18 protein-coding genes are annotated in these 17645 nt (G+C 61.8%); 4 read left to right on the top strand and 14 right to left on the bottom strand.

Annotated elements, in window-relative coordinates:
- Positions 1–83: 83 nt before the first annotated feature.
- Positions 84–2426 (top strand): polysaccharide biosynthesis tyrosine autokinase, encoded by a 2343-nt coding sequence (locus tag HGP12_RS07965; protein WP_168839652.1) that lies wholly within the window; start codon positions 84–86, stop codon positions 2424–2426.
- Between the two features lie 5 nt (positions 2427–2431).
- Here HGP12_RS07965 and HGP12_RS07960 read toward each other — a convergent pair whose 3' ends face one another.
- The 5 genes from HGP12_RS07960 to HGP12_RS07940 form a co-directional block, all read right to left on the bottom strand.
- Complete coding sequence (locus tag HGP12_RS07960) at positions 2432–3319, bottom strand: DMT family transporter (RefSeq protein WP_168839447.1); 888 nt, start codon at positions 3317–3319, stop codon at positions 2432–2434.
- Positions 3320–3445: 126 nt separating this feature from the next.
- On the bottom strand, positions 3446–4006 hold the full coding sequence (locus HGP12_RS07955) for an NADPH-dependent FMN reductase (protein WP_168839448.1): 561 nt from the start codon (positions 4004–4006) through the stop codon (positions 3446–3448).
- Positions 4007–4181: 175 nt separating this feature from the next.
- Positions 4182–5408, bottom strand: coding sequence for an FAD-dependent oxidoreductase (locus tag HGP12_RS07950; RefSeq protein ID WP_168839449.1), 1227 nt, complete (start codon positions 5406–5408; stop codon positions 4182–4184).
- Positions 5409–5418: 10 nt separating this feature from the next.
- The gene (locus HGP12_RS07945) at positions 5419–5730 is read right to left on the bottom strand and encodes a MocE family 2Fe-2S type ferredoxin (protein ID WP_075855758.1); all 312 of its coding nucleotides are present in this window, start codon (positions 5728–5730) and stop codon (positions 5419–5421) included.
- A gap of 26 nt (positions 5731–5756) precedes the next feature.
- Entirely contained in the window at positions 5757–6842 is a 1086-nt protein-coding gene (locus tag HGP12_RS07940; protein WP_168878699.1) for a fatty acid desaturase family protein, read from the bottom strand.
- Positions 6843–6992: 150 nt separating this feature from the next.
- Between HGP12_RS07940 and HGP12_RS07935 the strand changes: the two genes are divergently transcribed.
- Complete coding sequence (locus tag HGP12_RS07935; RefSeq protein ID WP_168839451.1) at positions 6993–8021, top strand: LacI family DNA-binding transcriptional regulator; 1029 nt, start codon at positions 6993–6995, stop codon at positions 8019–8021.
- A 160-nt stretch (positions 8022–8181) separates the two neighbouring features.
- On the top strand, positions 8182–8994 hold the full coding sequence (locus HGP12_RS07930) for a TIM barrel protein (RefSeq protein ID WP_168839452.1): 813 nt from the start codon (positions 8182–8184) through the stop codon (positions 8992–8994).
- Positions 8995–9047: 53 nt separating this feature from the next.
- On the opposite strand, the gene nikR is transcribed toward HGP12_RS07930, so the two are convergent.
- The 3 genes from nikR to cbiE all read right to left on the bottom strand — a co-directional run bounded on the left by nikR (position 9048) and on the right by cbiE (position 11581).
- Entirely contained in the window at positions 9048–9485 is a 438-nt protein-coding gene (gene nikR / locus HGP12_RS07925; RefSeq protein ID WP_168839453.1) for a nickel-responsive transcriptional regulator NikR, read from the bottom strand.
- Positions 9486–9561: 76 nt separating this feature from the next.
- Positions 9562–10320: a precorrin-4 C(11)-methyltransferase gene (gene cobM / locus HGP12_RS07920; protein ID WP_168839454.1), complete on the bottom strand. Its 759-nt coding sequence runs from the start codon at positions 10318–10320 to the stop codon at positions 9562–9564.
- 19 nt (positions 10321–10339) lie between these two features.
- Positions 10340–11581, bottom strand: coding sequence for a precorrin-6y C5,15-methyltransferase (decarboxylating) subunit CbiE (gene cbiE / locus HGP12_RS07915; protein ID WP_168839455.1), 1242 nt, complete (start codon positions 11579–11581; stop codon positions 10340–10342).
- On the opposite strand from cbiE, the gene HGP12_RS07910 reads away from it, so the two are divergent.
- Positions 11565–12335 (top strand): cobalt-precorrin-6A reductase, encoded by a 771-nt coding sequence (locus HGP12_RS07910; RefSeq protein WP_168839456.1) that lies wholly within the window; start codon positions 11565–11567, stop codon positions 12333–12335. The genes cbiE and HGP12_RS07910 overlap by 17 nt on opposite strands.
- Here HGP12_RS07910 and HGP12_RS07905 read toward each other — a convergent pair.
- From HGP12_RS07905 to HGP12_RS07880, 6 genes are all read right to left on the bottom strand, one after another.
- Complete coding sequence (locus HGP12_RS07905) at positions 12299–13063, bottom strand: precorrin-3B C(17)-methyltransferase (protein ID WP_168839457.1); 765 nt, start codon at positions 13061–13063, stop codon at positions 12299–12301. The genes HGP12_RS07910 and HGP12_RS07905 overlap by 37 nt on opposite strands.
- Complete coding sequence (locus HGP12_RS07900) at positions 13060–13797, bottom strand: precorrin-2 C(20)-methyltransferase (protein ID WP_168839458.1); 738 nt, start codon at positions 13795–13797, stop codon at positions 13060–13062. Before HGP12_RS07900 ends, HGP12_RS07905 begins: the two co-directional genes overlap by 4 nt.
- A complete protein-coding gene (locus tag HGP12_RS07895) occupies positions 13794–14426 on the bottom strand; it encodes a precorrin-8X methylmutase (RefSeq protein ID WP_168839459.1) in 633 nt (210 codons plus the stop codon). Before HGP12_RS07895 ends, HGP12_RS07900 begins: the two co-directional genes overlap by 4 nt.
- 2 nt (positions 14427–14428) lie before the next feature.
- Positions 14429–15853 carry a precorrin-3B synthase gene (cobG, locus tag HGP12_RS07890; RefSeq protein WP_246703283.1) on the bottom strand — a complete coding sequence of 475 codons (1425 nt, stop codon included), beginning with the start codon at positions 15851–15853 and terminating at the stop codon, positions 14429–14431.
- Between the two features lie 69 nt (positions 15854–15922).
- On the bottom strand, positions 15923–16699 hold the full coding sequence (gene cobF / locus HGP12_RS07885; protein ID WP_168839461.1) for a precorrin-6A synthase (deacetylating): 777 nt from the start codon (positions 16697–16699) through the stop codon (positions 15923–15925).
- Between the two features lie 63 nt (positions 16700–16762).
- On the bottom strand, positions 16763–17599 hold the full coding sequence (locus tag HGP12_RS07880; RefSeq protein WP_168839462.1) for a helix-turn-helix domain-containing protein: 837 nt from the start codon (positions 17597–17599) through the stop codon (positions 16763–16765).
- Between the last annotated feature and the right edge of the window lie 46 nt (positions 17600–17645).

The following is a 17645-nucleotide window of genomic DNA, read 5'->3' as shown; positions in this document are numbered from 1 at the left end:
GCCTGTTTACATCATGGCCTGCGGCCGAGAAGGCCGCAGGCTTGGCTTATTTTCATTCAGGCTTCTCCGACAAGGTGGTCGCCATGCATCAGAAGAACTTCACTTTCCACAGCGCTCTTCCGCAAGCGGAATCGCAGGATGGCTTCATCGATCTCGATCGGTTGATGGCTGTCATTGGCCGCCGCATCCGCACCATCATTTTTACTGTGGCCGCTTTCGTCATTCTGGCTGTCGCCTACCTGCTGACCGCCACCTCGAGCTACACCTCGATGACGCAGATATTGCTCGACGAGAACATGACGAAATATGCCGAGGATCAGCCGCCGGCGGCCAGCAGCCAGCAGGCGGACATGGAAATCGCGAGCGCGGTCGAAATCCTGAAATCGAATGAGATGGCGCTGCGTGTCGTCGATACGGCCGGTCTTGCCGACAATAATACGCTGCTCAATCCGCCGATGTCGCCAGCCGCGCTGCTCAAATCCGGCGTCAGCCTGATCGTCAGCGTCTTTACGCCGGCCCGTCCGCCGATGACGCCCGAACAGCAACGCGAGGCCCAGCGCCAGAAAGTCGCGGCTGTCCTGCAGGAGAGTCTTAAGGTCGAGCGCGTGACGCGAAGCTCGGTCGTCGCCGTCTCCTTCAGCTCGACCGACAAGCGGCTCGCCGCCAGCGTCACGAGCGCCTATGCGAACGCCTATCTGACCGATCAATTGAACGCCAATTTCGATGCGACCGAACGCGCATCCGTCTGGCTGCAGGAACGTCTGAACGACCTGCGCCAGCGCGCGCAGGAGGCTTCGCTCGAAGTCGAGAAATACAAGGCCGACAATGGCCTGACCTCGACCGGCGGCGAACTGATGTCGGAACAGCAGATCTCCGATTTAAACAAGCAGCTGATCATCGCCCAGGCCGACACGGCCAGCGCAGCCGCGCGTTATAATCAATATAAGTCGATCATCGACCAGGGTCCCGACAACGCCGTCAAGAATGCCACCATCTCGTCGAGTTCGACAGACAATTCGGTGTTGCAGGATCTAAAGACGCGCTACCTCGCTGTCGAAAAACGCGAGCAGGACGTCACGCAGAATTTCGGCGCCGACCATCCGCAGGCCGTTGCGCTTCACACCGAACGGAAGGACATCACGCGGCAGATCTACCAGGAACTTCAGCAGCTCACGGCCAGCTACAAGAACGAGTATGATGTAGCGCAATCGCGGGCGGCATCGCTGCGCGAAAGCATCGAAAATGTCGTCGGCAAGAATTCCGAAGCCAACAAGTCGCTAGTTCATCTGAACGAGCTGAACCAGAAGGCGACGGCGCTGAAAGGCCTTTATGAATCCTACCTTGGCCGTTTCGAGCAGGCGAGCCAGCAGCGATCCTTCCCGATCGCCAAGGCGCGCGTCATCTCGGTTGCCGGCGTGCCGACAGCGCCGTCGAGCCCGAAGAAGACGCTTGTGATGGCGCTTTCCGTAATCCTCGGCCTGATGGTTGGCTGCGGCGTGGCCGCATTCCAGGAGTTCCGTGATCGGTTCTTCCGCGTCGAAGCCGACGTGCGCTCCGCGCTTGGATTGAAGTTCCTTGGCTATCTGCCATTGCTCGGCCAACAGGTGAGCGGCAAGAAGAAGCGGCGCAAGGGGAATATCGGTCAGGAGCCTGCGGCCGCCGAGGAGACGGAACAGGGCGTTACCTTCGAGCGGATGATGCGCATCTCGGTCGAGGCGCCGCGCTCGATCTTCGCTGAGACGTTGAGGAACGCCAAGCTTGCCAGTGATGTCATGCTGCAAGGTCGAGCCGATCGCGTGATCGGCGTCGTCTCGGCGCTGCCGGGCGAAGGCAAGTCGACGACGGCTGCCAATTTCGCCGCACTGCTCGCCAGCAGCGGCAAGCGTACGCTGCTGATCGACGCCGACTTGCGCAATCCTGGCCTCAGCCGCACGCTGAAATCGCCGCCGCAAGCCGGGCTCATCGAAGCCGTGCTCGGCGAAGTTCCCTGGACGAATGCCGTGAAGGTCGATCCACGCACCAAGCTTGCCATCCTGCCGGTGGTGGTGCGCGATCAGCTGTTGCACACCAGCGAGTTGCTCTCGTCGCAGGGCATGCAGCAGCTTATGGAAAACGCGCGCAAGATGTTCGACTATATCGTCGTCGATCTGGCGCCGCTCGGTCCGATCATCGATGCGAAGGCCTTCGCACCGCAGGTCGATGCGTTCCTGCTCGTCACCGAGTGGGGGGCGACGCCAACCAATCTGGTCCGCGACGTTCTTGAGCAGGAGCCGCAGATCAACTCACGTATTCTCGGCGTCATCCTGAACAAGACCGACATGTCGGAACTGCCGCGCTACAGCGATTTCGGCGGAACGGAGCGCTATCGGCAGAAATATGTGAGCTACTACACGGAACCGCAACCGCGAGCCCAGGTGGATGCGTAATTCACTTATACCTTGCCGGCCTTGAGCCGTGCCCTTGCCAGGGCATGTTCGCGCCAGATCGTGAATATGCCTGCCGCCACGACGATGAGTGCGCCCAGGATCATGGGCGCGCTCAATTTTTCGCCGAATATGGCGACGCCGATAATGGCGGAGAAGACGAGCTGCAGATAGGTCAGCGGTTGGATCACCACGGCGTCGAGCAGGTCGTAGGCGCGAATGAGGAAATAGTGGCTCGACACGCCCGTCAGGCAGAGTATGCCCATGAAGATCCAGTCATGCGGTGCCAGCGTCGTCCAGAAGAATGGCCCGATGCAGCTCATCGCGACGGCCCCGACGACACCCGTATAGAAAAAGCTGGTCATGGCGCCGTCCTCGCGGCTGACATAGCGGGTGAGGACGACATAGAGCGAAAACAAAAGCGCGCCGAATAGCGGCACCAGGAAATGCGTGTCGAAGACGCCGCTTTCCGGCTTCAGGATCAAGAGGACGCCGACGAAGCCGAAGCAGATTGCCAGCCAGCGCCGCCAGCCGACCTTCTCGCCGAGGATCGGTATGGAGAGCAGGGCCACCATCAGCGGGCCGGATGAAAAGATTGCCTGAGAGTGAGCCAGTCCGACGATGACGAAGGATGAGATGGCGACGACGATCTGTGCCGCGAGCAGCAGGCCGCGGGCGATCTGCAGCACGGGCCGCTTGGTCCTGACGTTGCGTCGCAAGCCGCCCGGTGCGCGGGAAGCCATCGCAATGGCGAAAAGCATGAAAGCCCAATAGCGGATCATCGCCACCAGAAGCGGCGGATAGGCGCTGACGAGGTGCTTGGATATGCCGTCCTGTATGGCGAAGATGCTGATGGCCAACAGCGTGAAGACGTAACCGGCTCTATTGGATTTCATGATTTTCGAAGGAAGAAGATGTGCAGGCCCCGGAGGCGCCGGGACCCGGCGCCGCAGTCACATTAGGCTATTCGCCGTTTCAATCATAGGATCATATTGCCTTCCAGTCCTGCCGGATAGCAGCCATCACCCCTTTTTGCGATCCGCGACAAAGGCGCTGAAACCTTCGATGAAAGCCGTAAGATTGTGTTTCACCTTCTCGTCGACGATTCGACCCTCTTCGTCAAAGACGCCGCCGGCGCGCGACACCATCAAACGGCCGCCGAACCATGCATCGGCACCGAGCGTGCGCAGGACCGTTAGCCAGGCGTTCTGGCTGAGGATGGTGCCGAAATTGCCGGGCGAGGCTCCTAGAACTGCGACCGGCTTGCCGCCGAAAACCTGGGCAATGTCGGTGGAGGGGCGGCTCATCCAGTCGATGGCGTTCTTGAACACGCCGGGAAGCGAGTTGTTGTATTCCGGCGTGAACAGGATCAGCCCATCGGCCGATATGGCCAGCTCCTTGAGCTCCTGCACTTTTTCCGGAATGCCGTCCGCAGCCTCAAGATCGGCGTTATAGAGCGGCACGCCATGGATGGTGCGGGCGATCAGTTCAACGCCGCTTGGCGTCAGTTCGACGGCTGCGTGGAGCAGGGCCGTGTTGAAAGAGCCTTTGCGCAGGCTGCCCGATATGCCGAGTATCTTCATCGCTTTCCCCATTTGGCGTGATGGGACGACATTTATGGTTCGCCGCCATTCGTCAATAGTCTACCACATAATTCCTTGAATCGGATTCGATATAAGGGAGAAATTATGCAGCATTTCAAAGCGTTACGGCGCCATTGCCGCGTCTTGAAAGACGCGCGCCGCTGTAAGGGCGATCTTATGCCGCAAGCAATGACTTCAGCTTGACGCAGCTTGCCGCCAGGGCATCATGATCCGGATGCGTGCGGGCGGCGATCAGCATTTCGGCGAGACGGATATCGCGCGCGATGGCATTGCCGCGTCCGATCCCACTTGCGGCGAGCAGCCGTCCGTCTGCGCCGAGATGGAAGAGAATGAACGCCCCGTCATCGAGGTCGCGCCGCACATGGATGACCGCCTCATCCGCCAGTCCGGCGATCTGCAACGTCAGATCATACTGGTCGGACCAGAACCAGGGCACCGCGGATATTTCCGCGCCTTCTCCCATCATGTTGGCAGCGGCGAGATTGGCCTGCTCCTGCGCATTGCGCCAGGATTCGAGGCGAACACGTCGTCCGCCGTATAGCGCCAACGGAAACGAGCAGCAGTCGCCTGCCGCATAGATGTCGGTAACGGAGGTCTCCAGCCGCTCGTTGACGGCAATACCATTGTCGATCGCAAGGCCCGCTTCGGCTGCAAGCGTGACGTTCGGTAAGGCGCCGATACCGACGAGCAGCAGATCGGCGGAGATTATTTCGCCGTTGCCGAGCCTGACGATCGCCTTGTCAGCCTGTTCCTGCACGGCTTCGATGACCTGGCCGCAGCGAATATCCGCGCCTTCCTGGCAATGTCGTTCGGTAAGCGCCTTAGCGATCGCCTCCGGCACGCCCCGCTTCAATACGCGCGGCAGGCCTTCGATGACGGTGACGCCGGCACCGCGCATGCGCGCCGTTGCCGCCAGCTCAAGGCCGATAAAGCCGCCGCCGATGACGGCAATGTGCCGGCCGGGGTGAAGAGCGGCATGCAAGGCTATCGCATCGGCATGGGTGCGCAACACGCGGATGCGTTGCGACGCGCCGTCGACACCGGGGAAGCTGCGCGCGGAGGCTCCGGTTGCGAGCAGCAGCTTGTCGTAGCCGAGCGTTTCTCCATCCGCGAGCCTGATCGTCTTTGTGGCGGGATCGATCGCTATAACCGTCGTATCGAGCCTCAGGTCGATCGATTGCTCACGATAACGCTCCGAAGCGGCGACGAACTTGGGCTCGGGCGCCTCATCCGATCCGCCTTTCGAAAGGGGCGGGCGTTCATATGGCGCAAGCGGCTCTGTGCCGATCAGGGTGATGTTGCCGTCAAATCCCTTTTCACGAAACGCGAAGGCGGCACGCGCACCGCATTCTCCGGCCCCGACGATGACGAAATGCGCCACGATAGCCTCCTCAGAGCCCGATGAAGACGGTGCCGTTTTCGACCTTGACCGGATAGGTCTGCAAGTTGACGCAGACCGGTGCACCCTTGGCTTCGCCGGTGCGATAGTCGAAGCGGCCATTGTGCTTGGGACATTCGATGATGTTGTCCATCACCAGGCCATCCGCGAGATGGATCTTCTCATGCGTGCACAGGCCGTCGGTGGCGAAATAATCGTCTTCGGGGCTGCGATAGACGGCGAAGGTTCGCCCGTCATGGTCGAAGCGGATGACGTCCTCTTCGTCGATCGCGTCAGCGGCGCAGACTTCGATCCAGTTGCTCATGTTGTCCTCCCTTTGCATGTCCGGTTTTATTGAGCGGCGGCGGCCGGCAGCTCGCCGTGGAACTCTTCGCGATAAGGCCGCGCCGTCGGCGGCAGCTCGCGCCTCAGGAAATAATCCTCGTTGCGCAATTGCCGCAGGAATGCCGGTATCATCTCGCGATAGCCGGACCATATGGATGGGTTGGCGGCCGGCAGGTCGTGCTTGATCATGGCATGCAGCTTCGGCAGCGAGTGGTAGGGGACCATCGGGAACATGTGATGTTCGACGTGGTAGTTCATGTTCCAGTAGATGAAGCGGCTGACCGGGTTCATCATCACAGTACGGCTGTTCAGCCTGTGGTCGATGACGTTGTCGGCAAGGCCGCCATGCTGCAGCAGGCCGGTCAGGACATGGTGCCAGGCGCCGTAGAGCCGGGGAAGGCCGATCAGCATCAGCGGCAGGATCGAGCCCATGGCGATCGCCATTGCAATGGCCGCGACATAAATGGCAAGCCAGATGCGGGCGATACGAATGGCCTTCGGCTGCTCCATCTCGGGAATGAAGGTCTTTTCCGCAGCGCTGACGACGCCAGCGGCGTTGCGCAGCATGTCGACCATCGCGTACCAGGCATCGAGAATGCCGAAGAAATTCAGCACGAGACGGAAGAGATCCGGCGGCCGCATGACGGCAATCTCCGGGTCGCGGCCGACGATGACGGTATCGGTGTGGTGGCGCGCATGGCTCCAGCGCCAGGTCACTGGGTTGCGCATGATCATGAAGCAGGCGATCTGATAGACCGCATCGTTCATCCAGCGTGTCTTGAAGGCAGTGCCGTGGCCGCATTCGTGCCAGCGGCTGTCGGAGGCCGAGCCGTAGAGCACGCCATAGGCCAGGAAGAAGGGGATGCAGATCCAGGATCCCCAGAAATAGATGCCCAACCCGGCGAAGACAACCATGCTGGCGAGCCAGATGATGGTGTCGCGGATACCAGGCGCATCCGAGCGCTGCATCAGCGCCTTCATGTCCTTGCGCGTGATATCCGTATGATACCATTCGGCGGCAGCAAGCCCCGTTTCCACCGCCAGCCTGCCGCTTGCGCCGAGCAGATCGTAATCCCGCTTGATTGTCGTCATTCCTGCCTCCCGCGATGCGCAACGGCGCCTCGCCTTCCATGCCGGAAACGATAGATCGACTTTTCGCTTGCCTCAATGCGGGAATGATGGAATCTATCAAAACACATCAAACTCTGATGTCATGAATGATGACATATCTCAGGAGCAGCCATGCGTCGCCCCACCATATCGGATATTGCCAAGGCGTCCGGCGTCAGCGTCGCGACGATCGATCGCGTGCTGAACGGCCGCCATCGCGTGCGGGAGGAGACGGCAAGGCGGGTCTACGAGGCGGCGCAGGAAATCGGCTATCATGCTGTCGGCCTCCTGCGGCAGCGCGTCTCCGAGGACCTGCCGCAATATCGATTGGGCTTCGTCCTGCAGAAGCCGGTACAAGCCTTCTATCAGGCCTTCGCCAAGGAGATCGTCGTGGCCGCGCAGGCGGTCACATCGGCCCGGATCAACGCTCAGGTCGACTTCGTGACGGCATCGACGCCGACGGCGATCGTCGAGAAGTTGAAGGCAATGGCTGCCCGCAGCCAGGCCGTTGCACTGGTCGCGCCGGACTATCCCGCCGTCACGACGGCTATCGAAGAGCTCAAGGAAAAAGGCGTTCCGGTCTTTTCCCTGCTGTCCGATTTCTCCACCACGGCACGCCAGGGCTATATCGGCGTCGACAACCGCAAAGTCGGGCGTACGGCCGCCTGGGTGATAGCCCGCTCGGCGCGCCGTCCCGGCAAGGTCGCCTGCTTCGTCGGCAGCCATCGGTTCCTCGGGCACGAGCTGCGCGAAATCGGCTTTCGGTCTTACTTCCGCGAAAACGCGCCGGAATGCGAGGTGCTGGACACGCTCATCAATCTCGACACGCCGGAGATCACCCATGAGGCGACGCTCGATCTCCTGCAAAAGCATCCCGACCTCATCGGCTTCTACGTTTGCGGTGGCGGCATGGAGGGTGCTATTTCAGCCATTCGCGAAGAGCGATTGTCCGGCAAGTTGATCGCCGTCGTCAACGAGTTGACGCCGGAATCGAAGGCGGCACTGGCCGACGACGTCGTCGCCATGGCGATCGGCACGCCGCTGGCCGCGCTCTGCAAGGAACTGATGAGCCTGATGATCAAGTCCGTCGAGAGCGATGAGGCAGCTGTAGCCGGGCACAGCATTTTGCCCTTTGATATATTCGTCTCGGAAAACATCTAGCATTCATGATGGAATTCCATCATTTCGCCAAGAATTCTATCAGGAATGATGGCTAGGAACGATGGAAGAAAGACATGAATGTCGCTAGTCGTTCGAGAAGCAGGCGCGGCGGATTTGGAATGTCTCTTGCAGCCGGACGCCTTGAGGAGGAGTGCCCATCATGAGTTCCATTCGCTTCGCGCTCAATCATATGTGCGTGCCGTCCCTGAAGCTGGAGGCGTTCTTCGCCGCTGCGAAGGAGCTCGGCATCGATAATGTGGAGATCCGCAACGATCTTGCCGGCAACGCGATCCTGGACGGCACGCCGGCCACGGCCGTGAAGGAGCTTGCCGCGCGCCAGGGAGTGACGATCATCTCCATCAATGCGCTGCAGCGGTTCAACGAATGGAACGACGAGCGCGCCCGGGAGGCGGCGGAGCTGATCGATTATGCGCATGCTTGCGGCGCCAGGGCGCTCGTACTCGTTCCGGTCAATGACGGCAGCGGCCGCGAGCCGGAGGTGCGCCGCGCCAATCTTCGCAAGTCGCTGTCGGCCTTGAAGCCGATGCTGGAAGCGGCCGGCATTATCGGCCTCGTCGAACCGCTCGGCTTCGAGATCTGCTCGCTACGCCTGAAGAGCGAAGCGGCAGCCGCGATCGAGGAGCTCGGCGCGAACGCCACCTTCTGCCTGGTTCACGATACCTTCCACCATCATCTCGCCGGCGAGGCAGCAATTTTTCCGGAGCTGACGGGTCTCGTGCATATTTCCGGCGTCACCGATCCCAACGTTTCGGTTGCCGACATGCGCGATCCGCATCGCGTGCTGGTCGGCGCTCAAGATCGTCTCGACAATATCGGCCAACTGCGGGCGTTGATCGCTGCCGGCTATGTCGGTCCGGCATCCTTTGAGCCTTTTGCCCCGGCAGTCCACGCCCTGAAGGAGCCGGTTGCCGCTCTCAAGGAGAGCATGGCCTATATTGCGGGTCAGCTTTGATCGACGCGGTAGTCCGCGGGCAACTCATGTCCGCGGACAACTGGGCCCACCGCTCAATCATGCGACTGCGTTTCGGGGTGATCCGTGCTGTGCTCCGATGGTATGATGTGCAGGTTGCCGAAGCGTACGCCGCGCTGCGTCACCACGCTGTCGGCAAAGGCCATTATCTCGTCCGCATTGCCCTTCAGCACGGAAACTTCGAGGCAATCATGCGCGTCGATATGGACATGAAGCGTCGAGACTGAAAGATCGTGGTGGTGATGTTGCGCCGTCGTCAGCCGGCGCGACAGGTCGCGGGTTTCGTGTTCATAGACATAGGTCAGCGCCGCATAGCAGCTGGCTTCACGATCAACCGTCGGCTGCGCGCGTGTAACGGCGTCGCGAACGAGATCGCGCAAGGTTTCCGAGCGGCTGGCATAGCCCCGCTGCACGCTGATCTTGTCGATCGTCTCCAGAAGATCGTCATCGATGGTGATGGTAATGCGTTGCATATCCTGATCCTCATTCCCCGCAGCGGTTGGTATCAACTAGAGGAAATTTCGAGGTGCTTTGCAACGGTGTCCGGCTTTATTGCCGGCCGCGGAAACGACGCTGGTAGGTGGGATCGTAAAGCGAGCTTTCGCGAAAATCGCTGGTGCCGAGCGATGGGCCGACGAAGATCAACGCGGTGCGCTCGATCGGTTCGGCCGCGACCTTTGCCTCGATCGTGGCAAGCGTGCCCCGAACGATCCGTTCGTCCGGCCAGGATGCCTTGACGACGATCGCCACCGGACAATCGGCGCCATAAAGGGGCGTCAGCTCCTCGACGACCTGTTGAAGCGCATGGATCGCCAGGTGGATGGCGAGCGTCGCACCGGTCGCGCCGAATTTCTCCAGCGTCTCGTTGTTCGGCATGGGCGACGCCCGGCCGGAGACGCGAGTGAGAACAAGGCTCTGGGCAATGGCCGGGATGGTCAATTCGCGGCCGAGTGCAGAGGCCGCGGCTGCGAAAGCGGGGACGCCAGGGGTCAGCGTATAATCGATGCCATGCTGCTCAAGCCTGCGAATTTGCTCGGCAACCGCGCTCCAGACAGAGAGGTCGCCGGAATGCAGGCGTGCGACATCTTTGCCGGCGGCTGCGGCTTTGAGATATTCCGCCTCGATCTCATCGAGCGACATCGGCGCTGTATCGATGATGCGGGCGCCGGGCGGGCAATATTGCAGCAGTTCCGGCGAAACGATCGAGCCGGCATAGAGGCAGACCGGGCATTTTCCGATCAGATCCCGGCCGCGCACGGTGATCAGGTCCGCCGCTCCGGGGCCTGCGCCAATGAAATGCACTGTCATCGCTCTACCTCATTTTCACTTATGGCTTGATCCAGCACCATTGCGTCACCGGCATGGCCGGCCGCCAGCCGGTCATGCGGCCGACGGGTGCGGCGCGCGCAACGTCGATGCGGATCAGCGAGCCGCCCCTGCGTGCTTGTTCGGCCAGCAGAAGCGCTTCCATCTCGGTTGTAACGGCATTGGCAACCAGCCGGCCACTGCTTTTCAATTGGCCGATGGCGGCATCGAGCACGCCGGCGTCGCTGCCGCCGCCGCCGATGAAGATCGCATCCGGTGCCGGCAGGCTAGAAAGAGCGCTCGGCGCTTCTCCCTCGACGACGGTCAGGCCCGGCACGCCGAAATTTGCGGCATTACGACGGATACGTGCCGCACGCTCAGCCGAAGCCTCGATGGCAATTGCACGCAGCGACGGGTCGGCCAGCATCCATTCGATGCCGATCGAACCCGAGCCGGCGCCGATATCCCAGAGCAGCTCGCCGTGGCGCGGCGCGAGCGCCGATAGCGTGATTGCGCGTATCTCCCGCTTGGTGATCTGGCCGTCATGTTCGAAAAGCTCGTCGGCCAGGCCTGCGCTCAGTGACAAAATCCGTGCGCCGGCTTCCGCCTTGACCTCAACGCCGCAGATATTGAGATCGTTGATGCCGGAAAGAGTGAAATCGGCCGCGCTTTGCCGCGTGAGCTTCTCATGCGGGCCGCCAAGTGCTTCCAGAACAGTAAGCTCCGACTGACCGAAGCCCGACGCTTTCAGCAAAGCGGCCAGTTCGGCCGGACCCCTACTGTCGGATGTCAGCGCCAGGATCTTGCGGCGGGGATGCAGATGCGGCCGAATGAGGTCGATGGGCCGGCCATGGAGCGAGAGAACCGTCGTTTCCTGCAGCGCCCAACCGAGACGCGATGCGGCAAGGCTGAAGGAGGAGGGTGCCGGAATGACGGTCATTTCAGAAGCCGGAATGCGTCGTGAAAGCGTTACCCCCACCCCGTAGAAGAAGGGATCGCCGGAGGCGAGAACTACTGTCGGCTCACTGCGCCGGGCAAGCACCATCTCGACGGATTTTTCGAATGGCGAAAGCCATTGATGGGTTTTGCCTGTTATCAGTGCCCTCGTCAATTCGAGATGGCGTACGCCGCCAAAGACCATTGGCGCTTCAGCGATCAGCCGCTTGGCTTCGTCGCCGAGGCCGGCTGGACCGTCTTCGCCGATGCCGATAAGAATGAGCCAGCGTTGAATCGAAGGTGTCTCAGCCATGGGTAAGGCCCGCATTCTGATCCTGGGCGGTACGACGGAGGCTCGCGCGCTGGCGGCAGCGCTTGCCTCCCGCGCTGATCTCGACCCTGTCCTGTCGCTTGCCGGCAGAACCGCCGATCCGGCGCCGCAACCCGTTCCCGTGCGCAGCGGCGGTTTCGGTGGCGCAGAAGGGCTTGCGCGCTATCTTCGCGATGAAGCGATCGAGCTGGTGGTCGATGCCACCCATCCCTTCGCGGCCCGCATCTCCGCCAATGCCGCGCAAGCGGCTGCTCAATGCGCTGTGACGGCTTTCGCGCTGCGCCGTCCGGCCTGGTTGCCGGTCGAAGGCGATGACTGGCTTTCGGTGCATAGCGTTTCGCAGGCCGTGGCCGCGCTCGGGAATGTGCCCTTGCGCGTTTTCCTGGCGACCGGCCGGCAGGAGGCGCATCAGGCGAACGCGGCGCCGCAACACCATTACTGGGTCCGCAGCGTCGATCCCGTCGAGCCGCCGCTGACCGCGCCGCATGTCAGCTATATCCATAGTCGGGGTCCGTTCCGCCTGGAGGATGAGTTGGAGGTGCTGCGACGGCACGCAATCGAGGTGGTCGTCGCCAAGAACAGCGGTGGTGACGCGACCTACGGGAAGATCGAGGCGGCAAGGCAGCTCGGCATCAAGGTGATCATGGTCGAGCGCGCGGAGACCGCCGGCCTGCCGGTGGTCGAAACAGTGGACGCTGCGCTCGATCGGATCGATCATTTCGTCTCTTCCCTGATGAAGCGCGGCGTATAGACCAAATCCGGACGTCCTTCTCGGGCAATGACGCGCGTCTCGGCCGAGCCGATGATGACGCAGGTTGCCATATCGGCCTGGGAGGCTTCGGCATCCACAAGCCGCGCAACCGTCATGCGCTCGTCGGGCCGGCCAGCGGCGCGACCGAAAATGACCGGGATATCAGCTGGCAGTATGTCACGGATGATTTCGAAGGCCTTGCCGAGCTGCCAGGGCCTCGCCTTGCTGATCGGATTGTAAAGCGCAATCACGAAACCGGCCTCGGCGACGGCGCGAAGCCGGCTCTCGATGAGCGGCCAGGGTTTCAAATTGTCCGACAGAGAAATCGCGCAGAAATCGTGGCCGAGAGGGGCGCCGATGCGGGCTGCGACGGCAAGCATGGCCGTAATACCGGGCACGACGACGAGGTCCACCATGCGCCATTCCACTGGTCCGTGATCGATCGCCTCGCAGACGGCCGCCGCCATGGCAAAAACACCGGGATCACCGCCGGAGACGACGCAGACATTGACGCCGGCTGCGGCGCGCTGCAGCGCTACCTTGGCGCGGTCCAGTTCCTCGCGGTTGTCGGATGCCTGGCGGATCTGATCGCTGCGAAGGGTCAGGCGGTCGAGATAAGGGCCATACCCGTAAAATTCATGGGCATCGGCAACCGCCGCCAATGCCTCCGGCGTCGTCTGCGCGGGGTTGCCGGGGCCGGTTCCGATCACATAGAGACGCCCGCTCATGGCCTGTTTTCCCAGCCGGGAACCAGCACCAGCGAAAAATACGGCGCTTCGGCGTCGTCGCGGCTGGCAAGCGGCGTCATGGCGCCGTTCGTCATCGTGCCGCGCTCGACATAGATGGCCTCGTTCAGGCGGCCGGCGGCATCCAGTGCGCGGCGGATTTTTGGCAGGTTGCGGCCGACCTTCATGATCACGGCAGCCTGCGTGTCGCCCAAGCGCCGGGTAAGCTCGGCCTCCGCCATCGTTCCCGGCAGCACGGAGAGAACGTCGTCTCCCTGCACCATCGGCAATCCGGCCAGAGACCAGCAGCCGGACATGGCCGTCACGCCGGGAATGACTTCGGTCGGGAAGCGATCGGCAAGGCGCACATGCAGGTGCATGTAGGAGCCGTAGAAGAGCGGATCGCCTTCGCTGAGCACGGCAACCGTCTTACCTTCGCGCAGATGCGCCGCCACCATCTCGGCCGAGACGTCATAGAAGGCGGTGATCTGACCGATATAGTCAGGCGCGTCCTTATCGATCTCTGTGGTGACGGGATAGTAGAGCGGCAGGAGCGTCACGTCCGCTCTCAGCAGGTCGCCGACGATGGCCTTGCCGTTGCCGTTTCTGCCCTGTTTGGCAAAGTAGGCGACGACATCGGCGCGCTCCAAAGCCTTGACAGCCTTGACTGTCAGCAGCTCCGGATCGCCGGGGCCGGTGCCGACACCGATCAGGCTTCCATTGGATGGCGCGCTCACAGGCCTGGCCTCGCCAAAGCGTTGATTGCAGCCGCTGTCATGGCGCTGCCGCCGAGCCGGCCGCGCACGATGGCAAAGGGAATGCCGTAGGAGGTTTCTGCAAGCGCGTCCTTCGATTCCGCCGCACCGACGAAGCCGACGGGCATGCCGATGATGGCGGCTGGTTTCGGCGCGCCATCGCGCAGCATTTCCAGAAGGTGGAAGAGGGCGGTCGGCGCGTTGCCGATGGCAACGACTGAGCCGGCAAGCCGTTCGGTCCACAGATGCATGGCGGCGGCCGAGCGCGTGTTGCCGATGGTCTTTGCGATGTCCGCCGTGCGCATATCCTGCAATGTGCAGATCACCTCGTTTGCCGCCGGCAGGCGGGCGCGGGTCACGCCGCGCGCGACCATCTCGGCATCGCAAAAGATCGGCGCACCGGCAGACAGCGCCTGACGCGCCGATGCGACGAAATCGGGGGAGAACATGAAATGCTCTGCCGCTCCCACCAGTCCGCAGGCATGGATCATGCGAACCGCGATATCGGCCTCGGCTTCGGGAAAACGCGTGAGATCGGCTTCGCTGCGGATGATCGCGAAGGAGCGCTCATAGATCGCATCGCCCTTGCGGATATAATCATAGTCAGGCATTTCTATCCCTGTCGTAAAGCCGTCGCGATTGCGTCCCGGCCGAGCCGTTTAAGACACTGCTGTGCCGATTCGCCAGCAGCTTTGTTGTTTCGTACCAGTTCCCCGAGCGTTGCCAGCGCCGATTTCAGGTCTTCCTTGCCGATGTAAGCTACGGGCTCAGCTGATGATGACCCATTTACGACAATAGCATAGCCCGTTGCAGTCCCGACGATGGTGAGCATTGCCGGAGAGGGATGGGCACAGCCTTTTGTGCAGCCGGACAGATGTACCTTGAGCGAGCCGTCAAGCAGATCTGCCCCCACTTCGACCAGATCGGCGGCAGCTTGTCTCGTGGCATAATGGGCGGAAGCGCATGCGCCGGCGCCGGCGCAGGGAATGGCATAATTTGCCAGATCACCTGCTCGCGTTTGAAAGTTGCAATCCGCTGCGGCGGCCAAAACATCTTCGATCCGATCAAGCGGAAGGCCGAGCAGCAAAAGGCTGTGTTCCGGTCCCGTGCGAATTTCACGCACACCCGCCGTCTCCGCGAGGCCAAGAAAGTGGATGAGATCTTGAGCATGAATTTGACCGAAGGCAGGGCGCAGGCCAATTGCGGACTGTACCTTGTCCAGCGGGATGATCCCGACAGGAGAGGTCGGTGGAATGGTCTCGCCGCGCATAAGATCCGGCAGGGCGGGAAATTGCGCGCGCAAGGATGCGATGTCCAGATCCCTGCCGCGGGCACGAAGTCCGATTGCGGCCAATGCGTTGAGCAGTGAGATGACGCTGGTGATCGCGTCTTCGTTGGACAGGATGGCAAGCGGCGTGGCCGTTGCCTGTGTTCCTGCGATGGCGAGCGTCCATAGTTGCCGGCCATCAACGACTTTTAAGGCCTTCAGCCGGATATCCGCCGAGAGCTCGTCGAGGACGAGCCGGCCGCCGCCGTCGACGATAATGGAAAGTTTGGCAGCGAGCAGCGGCTTGGGATGAAGTGCATCGATGGCGCTCCGCAGGCGCTCGGCGAGCCCACGCGCGTCAGCGATCTCCGATGGATCGAGGCCGCTGAGCGGCGGGACTTCGATGGCAACGCCGCTCTCCGGCACGATGCCGGCGCGGTCGATATCGGCGGCCAATCCGGCCATGCTCTCCGGCATCATGCCACGAAGCTGAAGATTGCCGCGCGCGGTGATCTCGATCAGGCCGTTGCCATGCTTCTGCGTGGCTTCGGCCAGGGCGCGAAACTGCTCGACAGTCAAACCCGGTGCCGATGGCCGCAGGCGCACGAGCAGTCCGTCACCCGTCTGCATCGGCGTGCTCAAAGAGGGGCAGGCGCCGCGAACCATGGAGTGCAGGGGCGATGCGACAGGGTGACGATCGGCCTCCTGCGAGAGGCACGCTTGTCCCTTCATCGTCTCTGTATCGGCCGGAACCATAAGGCTGCCCTTCATGAGGGACGTTTCCTTGCACAATCCGGATCGGCGGGCAAACATTTTGGCGCCTGGCATTTGGCCGCGCGCCTAGTCGCGATCGTCGAAATCCTGTCCCTTGCGCATGAGATAAATATCCATGATCCATCCATGCTTGGCGCGGGCCTCGGCGCGAATTGTCAGAATCCGCTCTGAAACATCGGCCAGCCTGCCGGCGATGATAATCTCGTCCTTGGTGCCGAGATAGGCTCCCCAATAGATATAGGCATCGGGATCATCGATCTTGCTGAAGGCCTGCTCGCCATCGAGCATCACGACGGCCGTTTCGGCACGTCCCGGAAAGCTTTCGGCCAGCCGCCGGCCGGTGGTGATCTGCACCGGCTTGCCGACGAGGTTCAGGGGAATGCGATGGCTCGCCGTCAGCGCCTGGATGCTGGTGATGCCGGGAATGATGCTGTAGTCGATGGCGACCTTGCCGCGCGCGACGACGCGCTCGAGGATGCGCAAGGTGCTATCGTAAAGGCCCGGATCGCCCCAGACGAGAAAGGCCGCACTTTGGTTTTCCGTCAGATGCTCCAGGAACAGCCGCTCATAGGTCGAGGAAATCGCGTCATGCCACTCGTCGACGCTCTGCACATAGCTGCGCTCCGCCGTCTGGCGTGAAGGCACGTCGTAATCGACAAAACGCGTGGCTTTATTGGTGACATAGCGCTGGCAGATTTCCCGCCGGATGTCGGCAAGCTCAGTCTTGGCGGCCCCCTTGCTGGGGATGAATATGACATCGGCCGCATTCAGCGCATTGATCGCCTGCACGGTCAGATGTTCGGGATTTCCCGTGCCGATACCGACGATTTGAATATGCCGCATAGACTTGCCCTCGATCTCAAGCGCTGTTTGCCGGAAGCGCCCGATCATTTCAAGGGCAAGCGTTCAGGCGGATTGCCGGTCAAAGGTCCAGCGGCTGGCCATATAGCTGCGCGGCGAGGTGCCGAGCATGCGCCGGAACATGGTGGTAAACGCCGCCACGCTCTCATAGCCGGCTTCAAGCGCGACATTGGTGACCGGCTGGCCTTCGGCAAGCTGCGGCAGGCAGGCAAAGACGCTGGCCTGCTGGCGCCAGGTGGTGAAGCTGATGCCGGTTTCCTTGCGAAACTGCCGTGTGAACGTCCGGCGACTCACCGAAAGCTTCTCGGCCCAATCGTCCAGTCTGGCGTTGGGCGACGGGTTGGACAAATAGTCGCGGCAGAGCGCGGCCATCCGACGGTCGGACGGGAAGGGGAGGCCGAGGGGACGCTCCGGCAGTGTCGCGATTTCCTCGACGAGCAGAGACAGGACCAGCCTCGCTTTTCGGTGACTGACCGGTGCTTCCCGCAGCCGAATGGCCTCCAACAGCAGGCTGCGGGCGAGATCCGTGACTTCGACGACGCGCGGAGCTTCATCCTTCGGCGGCTGGCCGCGCGGTGTCACGTAGACGGATTTCATGCTGACATCGCTCAGGATTTCGATCGAGTGCTCCAGCCCGACCGGGATGAAGAGAGCGTGACCGGGCGGCACCATCCAGCGACCGCGCGCCGTCATGATCAGGGCGACGCCGGCGAAGATGCAAAGCAATTGGGTGCGGCGATGACGGTGCCACGGAACGGTATAGCCCTGCGGCGGTTCGGCACTATGGACGAGCACATCCGCAGGCGAATCCTCCATCCAGCGCATGTTCTGCACATGATCGTTGTCGAGGGTTGCCAGCAACTGTTTCGATAGCTTTTCCATTTTCGCCCAATCGAGAAACTATTGGACCAGAACACGAAAGAAGGAC

The sequence above is a fragment of the Rhizobium sp. P28RR-XV genome (genome assembly GCF_012641385.1).
In the GTDB taxonomy this organism is placed as follows: Bacteria; Pseudomonadota; Alphaproteobacteria; order Rhizobiales; family Rhizobiaceae; genus Rhizobium.
Note: the sequence above shows the minus strand (reverse complement) of the source record. Positions and strands in the feature narration are given on the sequence as shown.